This is a genomic window from Rubrivivax gelatinosus, assembly GCF_004340905.1.
Lineage (GTDB): Bacteria > Pseudomonadota > Gammaproteobacteria > Burkholderiales > Burkholderiaceae_C > Rubrivivax > Rubrivivax gelatinosus.
In genome coordinates this window covers 154,510-167,399 of the sequence record NZ_SLXD01000002.1, presented here as the reverse complement: position 1 = coordinate 167,399, position 12,890 = coordinate 154,510, and the positions used below count along the sequence as shown (strand labels likewise).

Genomic DNA, 12,890 nt, shown 5'->3' with positions numbered 1-12,890 from the left:
GCCCACCAGGAGACGCGATGAACACCCCGACCCCGAACTGGCGCGAACGCGCCGCGGCGCTGGCGATCGACGGCCGCGCGCTCGTCGACGGCCAGCGTGTCGCCAGCGTCTGCGGCGAGACCTTCGCGAAACACTCGCCGATCGACGGCCGCCGCCTCGGCGAGGTCGCGCGTGGCCGTGCCGAGGACGTCGACCGCGCGGTGGCGGCGGCCCGCGCGGCCTTCGACGACCGCCGCTGGGCCGGCAAGGCCCCGGCGGTGCGCAAGAAGATCCTGCAGCGTTTCGCCGACGGCATCCTCGCCGCCAAGGAAGAGCTGGCCCTGCTCGAGACGCTCGACATGGGCAAGCCGATCCGCTGGTCGCTGGCGGTCGACGTGCCGGCCACGGCGCGCTGCATCGCCTGGTATGCCGAGGCGGTGGACAAGGTCTACGACGAGATCGCGCCGACCGCCGAGAACGCGCTGGCGCTGATCACGCGCGAGCCGATGGGCGTCGTCGGGGCCATCGTGCCCTGGAACTACCCGATGATCATGGCCGCCTGGAAGCTCGGGCCGGCGCTGGCGGCGGGCAATTCGGTGGTGTTGAAGCCCAGCGAGAAGAGTCCGTACACCGCGCTGCGCCTGGCCGAGATCGCCATCGAGGCCGGGCTGCCGCCGGGGGTCTTCAACGTCGTGCCGGGCTACGGCGGCGAAGCCGGCGAGGCGCTGGCGCTGCACCCCGACGTCGACGCGATCGGCTTCACCGGCAGCACGCGCATCGGCCGGCGCATGCTGGAGTATGCGGGCCGCTCGAACCTGAAGCGCGTCTACAACGAACTCGGCGGCAAGTCGGCCTTCCTCGTCTTCCCCGACGCCGACCTGGGCCGCGCCGCCGAGACGGTGGCCGACAGCATCTTCTTCAACCAGGGCGAGAGCTGCAACGCACCCTCGCGCCTGCTGGTGCACGACAGCATCGCCGACGAGTTCGCCGCGCGTGTCGCCGCGCTGGCGCCCCACTACACGCCGGCCGACCCGCTGGACCCGACCACGGTGATGGGCGCGCTGGTCGACGAGCCGCAGATGGCCACCGTGCTGGGCTACATCGACGCCGGCCTGGCCGAAGGCGCGAGCTGCCTGGCCGGCGGCCGGCGCGCACGCGCCGACAGCGGCGGCTTCTACGTCGAGCCGACGGTCTTCGCCGGGGTCACGAACACGATGCGCATCGCCCGCGAGGAGATCTTCGGCCCGGTGCTGTCGGTGCTGCGTTTCGCCGACGAGGCCCAGGCCGTGGCGATGGCCAACGCCAGCGCCTACGGCCTGCAGGCCAGCGTCTGGAGCGACAACGTGCACCGCGCCCACCGCGTCGCACGCGCGCTGCGTGCCGGCACCGTGCACGTCAACCAGTACGACGAGGACGACATGACCGTCCCGTTCGGCGGCTACAAGCAAAGCGGCAACGGCCGCGACAAGAGCCTGCACGCCTTCGACAAGTACACCGAGCTGAAGACCACCTGGCTGCGCATCAACCCGGCATGAAGCCGCTGCACGAGCGGCTCGAAGCCGTCGGCGTGCACACGCTGCTGGTCCAGTTCACCGACGTGCACGGCGTCGCCAAGGGCAAGCTGGTGCCGCTGGCGCACCTGGACGAGGTGCTCGCCACCGGCGCCGGTTTCGCCGGGCCGTCGATCTGGGGCACGGCGCTGCCGCGCTGCGGCCCGCGCTCCGAGTACTACGCCCGCGGCGACGCCGCGACCGCCCTGCCCCTGCCCTGGTGGCCGGGTGTCGCGCGCCTGGTCGGCGACGGTTTCGTGGCCGGCGAGCCTTTCGACGGCTGCCCGCGCCAGGTGCTGCGCCGCGCCCGCGAACGCCTGGCCGCGCACGGGCTCACGATGCAGACCGGCATCGAGCCCGAGTTCTTCCTGTTGAAGCGCGACGACGCCGGCCGCTGGCTGCCGGCCGACGACGCCGACCGCCTGGACAAACCCTCGTACGACCTGAAGTCGCTGCCGCGCCACCACGGTTTCCTGCACGCGCTGTCTTGCGCGCTGGCCGACGCCGGGCTGGACGTGCTGCAGATCGACCACGAGGACGCCCACGGCCAGTACGAAGTCAACTTCGCCCACGACGAGGCGCTGGCCAGCTGCGACCACCTGATGCTGTTCAAGCTGGCCGCACACGCGCTGGCCGAGGAGCGCGGGCTGGTCTTCTCGATGATGCCCAAGCCCTTTGCCGACCAGCCGGGCAGCGGGCTGCATTTCCACGTCTCGCTGTGGCGCGGCGCCGAGCTGGCGGCCGAGATGCTGCCGGCCTTCATCGCCGGCGTGCTGGCGCACGCGCCGGCGCTGGCGGCACTCGCCGCGCCCACCGTCAACTCCTACAAGCGGCTGACCGTCGGCGAATCGCTGTCGGGCACGACCTGGGCGCCGGCCTGCATCGCCCACGGCCCCAACAATCGCACCGCGCTCGTGCGCACCCTGTCCGGCCGCTTCGAGTGGCGGCTGCCCGACGCCAGCGCCAACCCGTACCTGGCCACCGCGGCGCTGATCGCCGCCGGGCTCGACGGCCTCGAACGCGGCCTGGTGCCGCCGCCCGCGGTCGACGACGACCTGTTCGCGCTCGATCTGGCGACGATGCGCGCGCGCGGCATCGGCCTGCTGCCGCAATCGCTGGCCGAGGCGCTGGACGCGCTGGCCGCCGACCCGGTGGTGCTGGGCGCGCTCGGCCCCACGCTGGGCCCCGAGTTCCTGCGCCTCAAGCGCGCTGAATGGACCGAGTACGCGCGCCACGTCAGCGGCTGGGAACTGGAGCGCTACGCCGCCGTTTTCTGATGTCCCCTTCCCGTGTTCCGCTGCTGGCCTATGCCAGCCTGGCCTCCGGCATGGCGCTGGTCGGCTGTTACGTCGGCCTGTCGCGCCTGCTGGTCGCGGCCCTGCCCGTGTTCCTGCTCGCCTGGCTGCGTTTCGGCATCGCCGCGGTGGCGATGGCGCACTGGGTCAAACGCCCGGCCGACGAAGCGCCCTTGTCGGCGCACGACCGCAAGCTGCTGTTCTGGGAGAGTTTCCTCGGCAACTTCCTGTTCAGCATCTGCATGCTGTTCGGCGTCAAGGCGACCTCGGCGCTGGCCGCCGGCGTCGTGATGGCGGCTATTCCCGCCGCGGTGGCGATCCTGTCGCGGCTCTTCCTGGGCGAGCGCATCTCGCGGCGCGTGATGGCGGCCATCGTGCTGGCGGTCGCCGGCATCGCGCTGCTGGCGCTGGCCAAGGCACCGGCCGGCAGTGCCGAGGCCGGTGCGCCCTGGTGGGGCTACGCGCTGCTGCTGGGCGCCGTCGTCTGCGAGGCGAGCTACGTCGTCATCGGCAAGCGCCTCACCGGCAACGTCTCGCCCAAACGCATCAGCGCGCTGATCAACCTCTGGGGGCTGGCGCTGGTGACGCCGTTCGGCGTCTGGCAGGCGCTGAGCTTCGACTTCCGAGCCGTGGCGTCGGGCACCTGGGCACTGCTGGTCTTCTACGCCATCGCCGCCAGCATGGTGACGGTCTGGCTGTGGATGGCCGGGCTGCGCCACGTGCCGGCTTCGCAGGCCGGTGTCTTCACCGTGATGCTGCCGGTGAGCGCGGCGCTGGTCGGCGTCGTCTTCCTCGGCGAGCACTTCGGCGCCGGCCACGCGGCAGCGTTTGCGCTGGCGCTGGCCGGGCTGCTGCTTGCCACCTGGCCAGCGCGGCGCTGAAGCCTTACTTCTTGTCCTTGCTGGTTTCGTGGCCGATGACGCCGCCGACCGCGGCGCCGCCGATCGTGCCGGCGGTGCTGCCACCGGTCAGCACCGCGCCGGCGACGCCGCCGATGCCGGCACCGACCGCCGTGTCACGCTGATGCGTCGACATGCCGGAACAGCCGACCAGCGCGGCCACCGAGACCGCCAGCGCACCGAGGGTGAAGGATCGCGAAACGTTCGTCATGTCCAGCTCCTTGCAACGAGCACCCTGCGCAAGCCACGGATGCGGCCGGCGAGGGGCTTTGAAACAAGTCTGGACGTCGAGGGCGGGCGGCACCATCGGCGGCGGCCGCCACCCGCTGTGCGCGCCGTCCTACGCCTTCAGCCGCGGCGTGCGTTGCGGCCGTAGCTCCTGAACCGGGCGACGACCTCGTCCATCTCGGCACGGCCCAGCACCCGCGGCTCGGCCACCGCCAGCGCCTTCAGGTAGACCTCGCACAGCGACTCGATCTCCTGGCAGACCTTCATTGCCTCGGCCAGCGTCGCGCCCGCGGCCACCAGGCCGTGGTGCGCCAGCAGGCAGGCCTTGCGCTCGGCCATCGCCTCGCCGACCGCCGCCGACAGCGCCTCGGTGCCGAAGGTGTGGTACGGCACCAGCGGCACCGTGTCGCCGCCGGCCACCGCGATCATGTAGTGGAAGGCCGGCAGCGGCCGGTCCAGGCAGGCCAGCGCGGTGGCGTTCGGCGAATGCGTGTGCACGACGGCGTTGAGGTCCGGCCGGGCGCGGTAGACCGCCTGGTGGAAATGCCATTCCGACGACGGCTGCCAGGTGCCTTCGACACGACCGTCGGCGAGGAAGACCCGCACGAAGTCCTCGCCACGGACCTCCGAGCCCATGCCGGTCGGCGTGATCAGCATCGCGTCGCCGCAGCGCACGCTGAGGTTGCCGGTGCTGCCGCGGTTCAGGCCACGCGCGTCGAGCAGCCGCACCGCGGCGGCGGCGTCCTCGCGTGCGGCGACCTCGACGAAAGGCACGCTCATCGTGCGCTCCGGGCGGCCAGCGCGCGCAGCGCCGTCTCGTCGGCCGGGAACACGCCGTGTTCGGTGACCAGGCCGCTGACCAGGCGCGCCGGGGTGACGTCGAAGGCCGGATTCGCCGCCGTCGTGCCGCTGGGCACCAGGCAGACCTCGGCCAGCTCACCGGCGGCCGTCAGCCCGGCGATGTGCGTCACCTCGCGTGCGCTGCGCTCTTCGATCGGGATCTCGCGCACGCCGTCGGCGAGCTTCGGGTCCAGCGTCGAGGTCGGCATCGCGACGTAGAACGGCACGCCGTTGTCGTGCGCGGCCAGCGCCTTCAGATAGGTGCCGATCTTGTTGCAGACGTCGCCGCGAATCGTCACGCGGTCGCAGCCGACGATGCACAGATCCACCTCGCCACGCTGCATCAGATGGCCGCCGGCGTTGTCGGCGACCAGGGTGTGCGGCACGCCGGCCTTGCCCAGTTCCCAGGCCGTGAGGCTGGCGCCCTGGTTGCGCGGACGGGTTTCGTCGACCCACACGTGCAGCTCGATGCCGCGCTCCTGGGCGCGGTAGATCGGCGCCGTCGCGGTGCCCCAGTCGACGGTCGCCAGCCAGCCGGCGTTGCAGTGCGTCAGCACCTTGACCGGGCCGGGGCGGCGCGCCGCGATGGCTTCGATCAGCGCCAGGCCGTGGTCGCCGATCGCGCGGTTGACGGCCACGTCCTCCTCGGCGATCACGTCGGCCAGCGCCCAGGCGGCGGCGCGGCGCTCGCCGGCCGGCAGGGGGCGCAGGCGGCTCAGCATGCGGTCGACGGCCCAGGCCAGGTTGACGGCGGTCGGGCGCGCGGCGCGGATGCGCTCGCAGCCGGCTTCGAGCGCGGCGTCGCCGGCGTCGGCGTTCATCAGCAGCGCGACGCCGTAGGCGGCGCTGGCGCCGATCAGCGGCGCACCGCGCACCCACATGTCGCGGATCGCGACGATCATCTCGTCGGCGCTGGCGACGCGTTCGATGACCAGGCGGTGCGGCAGCAGGCGCTGGTCGATGATCTCGACCGCCTCGCCGCCGGCGACGGCGCGGATGGTGCGCAGCGGCTTGCCGTCGACCTTCATCCGAGCACCCGGCCGGCGATGGGTTGCAGGCGCTTCACGACCTCGGGGTCGCGTGCGGCGGGCGCGGTGATGATGGCGTTGTCCAGCGCGTGGCGGCAGCCGCAGGCGGCGGCGTGTTCGTCGTGGGCGACGTCCTCGGCCAGGCCACGCACCATCTGGCGTGCGTTCTCGGCGTTGGCCAGCAGCACCTTGACGATCGCGTCGACCGTCACCGCGTCGTGGCCGACGTGCCAGCAGTCGAAGTCGGTGACCATGCTGACCGAGCAGTAGCAGAGCTCGGCTTCGCGCGCGAGCTTGGCCTCGGGCATGTTGGTCATGCCGATGACGCTGCAGTTCCACGAGCGGTACAGGTGCGACTCGGCGCGCGTCGAGAACTGCGGCCCTTCCATCGTCAGGTAGGTGCCGCCGCGCACGTGCGGCACGCCCTGCTCGGCCAGGCGCTTCTGCACGTGGTCGCCCAGGCGCGGGCAGGTCGGGTCGGCCATCGAGACGTGGGCCACGCAGCCGGTGCCGAAGAAGCTCTTCTCGCGCGCGAACGTGCGGTCGATGAACTGGTCGACGATGACGAAGCTGCCCGGTGGCAGGTCGGCACGCAGGCCGCCGACGGCGCTGCACGACAGCACGTCGGTGGCGCCCAGCTGCTTCAGCGCGGCGATGTTGGCGCGGTAGTTGACCTCGCTCGGCGGGATGCGGTGGCCGCGGCCGTGGCGCGGCAGGAAGGCCAGTTCGGCGTCGCCCAGGCGGCCGAGGAAGATCTGGTCGGAGGGCGCGCCCCAGGGCGTGTCGACCGAGACCCAGCGGGTGTCGGTCAGGCCGGGCAGGTCGTACAGGCCGCTGCCGCCGATGATGGCGAGTCGTTTCGTCATAGGTCGTCGAAGCGCCGCGGCAGGCGGCGGAGTCGGGAACGAGGAAGGCCGGCACCCGCGGGGCGGCCGGCCTCGTGCCGCCGGCGGTTGTGGCTCCGGCGATGCCTGCATGCTACGTCGCGGCGTCGCGCTCGCGGCTGCCGAATGTCAAGCCGCCGGGTTGGCCGACTCCAGCGCCGGGCGTGCCGGCCGCTGCGCCAGTGCGTGCACGACGGCCGCCGGCTCGCCTTTCAGGCGATGGTCCGACCAGACCTGGCGCCAGCGCCGCGCGCCGGCTTCGCCGTTCCACAGCCCCAGCATGTGGCGCGCGACGTGTGCCCAGGGCACGCCAGCGGCGGCCTGGCGCTCCATGTAGCGCACCATCGCCAGCTCCACGGCCGCACGGTCCTGCGCCGGCGCGGGCTCACCGAAGAAACGTTCGTCCCAGGTCGAGAGCGTCCAGGGCTCGTGATACGCGGCGCGGCCGACCATCACGCCGTCGACGTGGGCGAGCTGCGCGGCGATCGCCTCGTCGCCGGCGATGCCGCCGTTGACGACGATGGTGAGCTGCGGGAACTCGGCCTTCAGCCGCTGCGCGACCTCGTAGCGCAGCGGCGGGATGTCGCGGTTCTCCTTCGGGCTCAGGCCTTCGAGCCAGGCGTTGCGCGCGTGCACGATGAAGACCTCGCAGCCGGCGGCGGCCACGGTGCCGACGAAGTCGCGCACGAAGCCGTAACTCTCGTCCTGGCCCAGGCCGATGCGGTGTTTGACGGTCACCGGCAGCGACACCGCGTCGCGCATCGCCTTCACCGCGTCGGCGACCAGCGCCGGCTCGTTCATCAGGCAGGCGCCGAAAGCACCGCGCTGCACGCGCGGGCTGGGGCAGCCGCAGTTCAGGTTGACCTCGTCGTAGCCCCAGCGTTCGGCCAGCTTGGCGCAGGCGGCCAGGTCGGCGGGTTCGCTGCCGCCGAGCTGCAGCGCCACCGGATGTTCCTCGTCGCCGAAGTCCAGGTGCCGCGGCTGGTCGCCGTGCAGCAGTGCGCCGGTGGTCACCATCTCGGTGTACAGGCGTGCGTGCCGCGTCAGCAGGCGGTGGAAGTGGCGGCAGTGGCGGTCCGTCCAGTCGAGCATCGGCGCCACGCACAGGCGCCAGGGGCTGGGGTCGACGGCAGGAACAGGGGCAGGAACGGCAGACATCGCGGGGCTCTGGCGCCGTGGGGCGCAACCCTTGATTGTCTCAGGGTGCGGCGCGCACGAAATCCTGCATGGCCTCGACGACACGCTGCGGCGCGCTGATGTGCGGCAGATGGCCCTCGGCGTCCAGGATCACCAGCTCGCTGCCGGGCACCGCGCCGTGCAGGTACTCGGCGGCCTCGGGCGGCACCGCCGCGTCCTCGCGTGTCTGCAGCAGCAGCAGCGGGCGCGCCAGCCGTCCGACGGTGTCGCGGTAGTCGGACTGGAAGATCGAGCACAGCACGGTGAGGATGGCGTCCGCCGGCACGCTCTTGATCGTCCGGGCGAAGTGTTCGGCGAGTTCCGGCCGGTCCCGGTTGCCCATCGCCTGCGGCGCGAACTGATCGGCCCAGCGGTCGCGGCCGACCGTGACCTCGCGGTACAGCGCGTGGAGGTCTTCTTCGCGGAAGCCGCCGCGGTAGCCCGGGGCGTCGAGGTAACGTGCCGACGCGCCGATGCACACCAGGCGCGAGAACTGCTCGGGCCGCGCGATGGCCGCCAGGATGCCGGTGATCGAGCCCATCGAATGGCCGACGAAGACGACCTCGCGCAGGCCCAGTTCGTCCAGCAGCGCGCTGAGGTCGCGCGCATAGGCGTCCATCGTCAGGTAGCGGTGCTGCTCGAACGCCGCCGGGTCGCAGCTCCCGGCCCCGGCGTGGTCGTAGAGCACGATGCGGAAGTCCTCGGCGAACGCGGGCCAGATCGCGTCCCAGGCCCGCTGATCGGTGCCGAAACCGTGGGCGAAGACGATGCAGAGCGGGGCATCGTCGCGTCCTTTGAAGCTGACGTGGTGGCGGCGTCGCAGGTCCAAGCTCGTCTCCGGGTCGTGGGGGCGAAAGATGATGCTGGGCCACCTTCGGCCGAACCGGGCAGTGTGGCCGCAGGCCGGTCAGGCGCGGCGTGAGTTCTTCGCGATCAGGTCGGCGAAACGCGGCAGCAGCGGTGCCGGCAGGTCATGGCCCATGCCGTCGAGGATCTCGACCTGCGCGCCCCGGATCTTGACGCCCAGGTCGTGTGCCGCCGCCGGCGGCACCAGCGGGTCGGCACGGCCATGCAGCACGGCGGTCGGGGCGCGGATCGCACCCAGCATCGGCGTGCGATCGCCGTCGGCGATCACGGCGGCGATCTGACGCGCCGTGCCGCCCGGGCGCCAGGCGCGGTCGACGGCTTCCTCGAAGCGGCGGTGCATCACCGCCGGGTCGGGCGGGTAGCCGGGGCTGCCGATGCGCTGCATCACGCGCTCCAGGTGGGCGACGATCGCGGCACGCGAGTTGTCGGCCGGCCGCGAGAGCAGCGCCTGGCGCGCCCGCAGCGTGGGCTGCGGCAGGCCGCGTGCGCCCGAGGTCGTCATCATCAGCACCAGGCTGCGCACGCGTTCGGGGCGGCGCGCGGCGATGTGCTGGGCGATCATGCCGCCCATGGACGCGCCGCACAGGTGCGCCGAGGCCAGCCCCAGCGCGTCCATCACGCCCAGCGTGTCGGCGGCCATGTCGGCCAGCCGGTACGGCGAGCGTGAAGGCAGGTGCAGCGCATAGCGGATGCCGGCGATCGCCAGGTTGGGCACGCCCAGGGCGTCGAAACCCTGGCTGAGGCCGGCGTCGCGGTTGTCGAAACGCACGACACGGAAGCCCCGCTCCACGAGCTGCTGCACGAACTCCTCGGGCCAGGCCGTGAGCTGCATGCCCAGCCCCATCACCAGGACCAGCGGGACGCCGTCGGGCGGGCCGCGGTCGTCGACTTCGAGGGCGATGCCGTTGGCGGCGACCTGCATCAGCGGCCCTCCACCCCGGCGCGGAACGGGCCGCAGATGCGGCGCGAGGCGCGGACAGTCATGGCGCCGATGTTATCGGCAGCCGTACCGGCCCGGCCGCCGCGGGCTCAAGCGGCCGGCGCCGCGCGTTCGCCGCCGAACTCCTCGTACGCCTGAAGCGCCTTGGCGGCGTACATCAGCGACGGCCCGCCGCCCATGTAGACACACAGGCCCAGCATCTCCTCGAACTCGGCACGCGTGCAGCCGAGCTTGACCAGGGCGTCGGCATGGAAGCCGACGCAGGGATCGCAGCGCGCTCCGACCGACAGCGCCATCGCGATCAGTTCCTTGGTCTTCTTGTCCAGCGTGCCGGTCTTGGTGGCCGCCATCGCCAGCGCCGAGAAGCCGCGCGTGGTCTCGGGGATGTCGGCACGCAGCTTGGCGAGCGACGCGGAGATGGAGGCGGTCAGATCGCGATAGGACTCGGTCATGATACGGGGCGGGGTATAAACGACGGCGCGATTGTGCCCGTGTCGGCGCTGGCGTGCTTGCGTCAGCACAAGCGCCGGGTGCGGGGTTTGCCGACACCGCGCATGCCCCGCACCGCCGCCCGTGCCCCGGCCCACGACCCGCTGCATCGCTACCGCGAGCGCCGCGACTTGCGCGCGACGCCCGAGCCCGGCGCCGACGCGCCGCGGCCCGGCACCGACCTTGGCCGTTTCGTCGTCCAGAAACACGACGCGACGCGGCTGCACTACGACTTCCGGCTGGAGCTCGACGGCGTGCTGCTGTCCTGGGCCGTGCCCAAGGGGCCCAGCCTGGACCCGGCCGACAAGCGCATGGCGGTGCGCACCGAGGACCACCCGCTGGCCTACGCCGACTTCGAGGGCACGATCCCCGTGGGCCATTACGGCGCGGGCCGGGTCATCGTCTGGGACCGGGGCCGCTGGGCGCCGCTGGCCGAACCCCGCGCCGCGCTGGCCGCCGGCAAGCTGCCGTTCGAGCTCGACGGCGAGAAGCTCCAGGGCGCGTGGGAACTGGTGCGTTTGAAGCCCAAGGCCGGTGAACGCGGCGAGAACTGGCTGCTGTTCAAGAAACACGATGCCCGGGCGCGGCCCCGCGGCGAGTACGACGTCGTCGCCGCACAGCCCGACAGCGTCGCCGGGAGGGTCGCCGACACACCGCGGCCCCGGCGCCGGCAGAGCCGCGCCGCACTCGCGCTGGACAGCGTCGCGCCCAAGGCGCCGCAGCCCGAGACGCTGGCGCCGCAACTCGCGACGCTGGCCTCGGCGGCGCCGGCCGCCGGCAGCTGGCTCTACGAGACCAAGTTCGACGGCTACCGGCTGCTGGCGCGCATCCGCCGCGGGGTGCCGCGGCTGTTCACGCGCAACGGCCACGACTGGACCGACAAGCTGCCGGGGCTGGCCGCGGCGCTGAAAGGCCTGGGCCTGCAGTCGGCCTGGATTGACGGCGAACTGGTCGCGCTCGGCGCGGGTGCTGCCGCCGACTTCAATGCGCTGCAGAACGCCTTCGACGGCCGCGGCCGGGCGGAGCTGGTCTATTTCGTGTTCGACCTGCCCTACGTGCAGGGCCGCGACCTGCGCGAGCTGGCGCTGGACACGCGGCGCGCGCTGCTGCAGTCGCTGCTGGACGAACACCCGCTGGACGGCGTGCGTTTCTCCGCCGAGCTGCCGCCCGGCGGCTCCGGCGCGCTGGCGACGGCCTGCGAACGCCAGCTCGAAGGCGTGATCGCCAAACGCCGCGACGCCCCGTACCGCTCGATGCGCAGCGCCGACTGGCTGAAGCTGAAATGCCGCCGGCGACAGGAGTTCGTCGTCGCCGGCTACACCGAGCGCGCCAACGCCAGCGGCGAGATCGGCAGCCTGATCCTCGCCGTGCACGGCGCCGACGGCCGCCTCGTGCACGCCGGCAACGTCGGCACCGGCTGGGACACGCGCGCGGCGCGGGCCTTGTTCACGCGGCTGCAGCCGCTGGCCGCCGCCGCGCCGGCGTTCGCCGCCGGGGCGCCTGCACCGGGCCGCTGGAGCCGCCGCGGCCCTGGCCTGGAACGCTGGGTGCGGCCGGAGCTCGTCGTCGAGGTCGAGTTTGCCGAATGGACGTCCGGCGGCAGCGTGCGCCACGCGGTCTACCTCGGCGTGCGCGAAGACAAGCCTGCGGCGCAGGTCGTGCGCGAGCGCGCCGTCGCGCCCGACACCGTGCCCAGCGCCGCGCGCACCGCCTCGTCCAGCGGCCGCATCGCCCGCGTGCGCATCACGCACGGCGAACGCATCGTCGACCAGGCCAGCGGCCTGAGCAAGCTGGACCTGCTGCGCTGGTACGACGCCATCGCCGAACGCATGCTGCCGCACCTGTCGGGGCGGCCGGTCGCGCTGCTGCGTGCGCCACAAGGCGTCGGCCGGCCGGTGTTCTTCCAGAAACATGCCGAACGCAGCGAGATCCCCGGTCTCGTGCAGCTCGACCCGGCGCTGTGGCCCGGCCACGAGCCGCTGATGGAGATCCGTACGGCCCAGGCGCTGCTGTCGGCGGCGCAGATGAACGCCGTCGAGTTCCACACCTGGAACACGACGAAGCGCACGATCGCCAAACCCGACCGCATCGTCTTCGACCTCGACCCCGGCCAGGGCGTGGCCTTCGCCGCGGTGCGCGAAGGCGCGCTGCTGGTGCGCACGCTGCTTGACGAGCTGGGACTGGCCGCGTGGCTGAAGACCAGCGGCGGCAAGGGCCTGCACGTCGTCGTGCCGATCGCGCCGCGTGCGCCGGTCGACGTCGTCAAGCCCTTCTCGCGCGCCGTCGTCGCCCACCTCGCCGAACAGGTGCCGGAGCGTTTCGTCGTGCGCAGCGGGCCGGCCAACCGCGTCGGCCGCATCTTCGTCGACTGGCTGCGCAACGGCGAAGGCGCGACGACGGTGGCCGCCTTCTCGGCGCGCGCGCGGCCGGGGCTGGGTGTGTCGATCCCGGTGTCCTGGGACGCATTGCCCGAACTGCGTGGCGGCGACCACTGGACGCTGGCCGACGCCCGCGAGCACCTGGCCCTGGAGCGCGAGGATCCCTGGGCCGCGTACTGGCGCACGCGCCAGGCGCTCGGGCCGGCCCTGCGCCGGCTGGGCTTGGACCTGCGCGGCGGCAGGGATGGCCGCTGACGATGCGCCGTTCACGCCGACATGCGCTGCCGGCGCCTTCCTACAGGCGCTGCACCTGCGGGACGACTCCATGCGCCGCGCC

At 72.7% G+C, this 12,890-nt stretch carries 12 protein-coding genes; 4 read left to right on the top strand and 8 right to left on the bottom strand.

The features are described from left to right. Positions 1-17: 17 nt before the first annotated feature. From EV684_RS04000 to EV684_RS03990, 3 genes are read left to right on the top strand one after another with little or no spacing between them, the layout of a single operon-like run. A complete protein-coding gene (locus EV684_RS04000; protein ID WP_132644920.1) occupies positions 18-1,514 on the top strand; it encodes an aldehyde dehydrogenase in 1,497 nt (498 codons plus the stop codon). Further along, positions 1,511-2,806: a type III glutamate--ammonia ligase gene (locus tag EV684_RS03995; protein WP_132644919.1), complete on the top strand. Its 1,296-nt coding sequence runs from the start codon at positions 1,511-1,513 to the stop codon at positions 2,804-2,806. The genes EV684_RS04000 and EV684_RS03995 overlap by 4 nt, the downstream gene beginning before the upstream one ends. Next, entirely contained in the window at positions 2,806-3,705 is a 900-nt protein-coding gene (locus EV684_RS03990) for a DMT family transporter (protein WP_132644918.1), read from the top strand. The genes EV684_RS03995 and EV684_RS03990 overlap by 1 nt, the downstream gene beginning before the upstream one ends. 4 nt (positions 3,706-3,709) lie before the next feature. Here the strand turns inward: EV684_RS03990 and EV684_RS03985 are convergent, their stop codons facing one another. The 8 genes from EV684_RS03985 to EV684_RS03950 form a co-directional block, all read right to left on the bottom strand. Then, positions 3,710-3,934 (bottom strand): glycine zipper 2TM domain-containing protein, encoded by a 225-nt coding sequence (locus EV684_RS03985; protein ID WP_132644917.1) that lies wholly within the window; start codon positions 3,932-3,934, stop codon positions 3,710-3,712. Positions 3,935-4,071: 137 nt separating this feature from the next. After that, positions 4,072-4,731 carry a class II aldolase/adducin family protein gene (locus EV684_RS03980; RefSeq protein WP_132644916.1) on the bottom strand — a complete coding sequence of 220 codons (660 nt, stop codon included), beginning with the start codon at positions 4,729-4,731 and terminating at the stop codon, positions 4,072-4,074. After that, positions 4,728-5,819 (bottom strand): S-methyl-5-thioribose-1-phosphate isomerase, encoded by a 1,092-nt coding sequence (mtnA, locus tag EV684_RS03975; RefSeq protein ID WP_132644915.1) that lies wholly within the window; start codon positions 5,817-5,819, stop codon positions 4,728-4,730. The genes EV684_RS03980 and mtnA overlap by 4 nt, the downstream gene beginning before the upstream one ends. Beyond that, positions 5,816-6,685, bottom strand: coding sequence for an S-methyl-5'-thioadenosine phosphorylase (locus EV684_RS03970; protein WP_132644914.1), 870 nt, complete (start codon positions 6,683-6,685; stop codon positions 5,816-5,818). The genes mtnA and EV684_RS03970 overlap by 4 nt, the downstream gene beginning before the upstream one ends. 147 nt (positions 6,686-6,832) lie before the next feature. Then, positions 6,833-7,861, bottom strand: coding sequence for a tRNA dihydrouridine(20/20a) synthase DusA (gene dusA, locus EV684_RS03965; RefSeq protein ID WP_200222287.1), 1,029 nt, complete (start codon positions 7,859-7,861; stop codon positions 6,833-6,835). Positions 7,862-7,901: 40 nt separating this feature from the next. After that, positions 7,902-8,708: an alpha/beta fold hydrolase gene (locus EV684_RS03960; RefSeq protein WP_132644913.1), complete on the bottom strand. Its 807-nt coding sequence runs from the start codon at positions 8,706-8,708 to the stop codon at positions 7,902-7,904. 78 nt (positions 8,709-8,786) lie between these two features. Beyond that, complete coding sequence (locus EV684_RS03955; RefSeq protein WP_132644912.1) at positions 8,787-9,668, bottom strand: alpha/beta fold hydrolase; 882 nt, start codon at positions 9,666-9,668, stop codon at positions 8,787-8,789. Between the two features lie 107 nt (positions 9,669-9,775). Then, the gene (locus tag EV684_RS03950; protein ID WP_132644911.1) at positions 9,776-10,138 is read right to left on the bottom strand and encodes a carboxymuconolactone decarboxylase family protein; all 363 of its coding nucleotides are present in this window, start codon (positions 10,136-10,138) and stop codon (positions 9,776-9,778) included. 102 nt (positions 10,139-10,240) lie between these two features. Between EV684_RS03950 and ligD the strand changes: the two genes are divergently transcribed. Next, on the top strand, positions 10,241-12,808 hold the full coding sequence (gene ligD / locus EV684_RS03945; protein ID WP_132644910.1) for a DNA ligase D: 2,568 nt from the start codon (positions 10,241-10,243) through the stop codon (positions 12,806-12,808). The last annotated feature ends 82 nt before the right edge of the window (positions 12,809-12,890 follow it).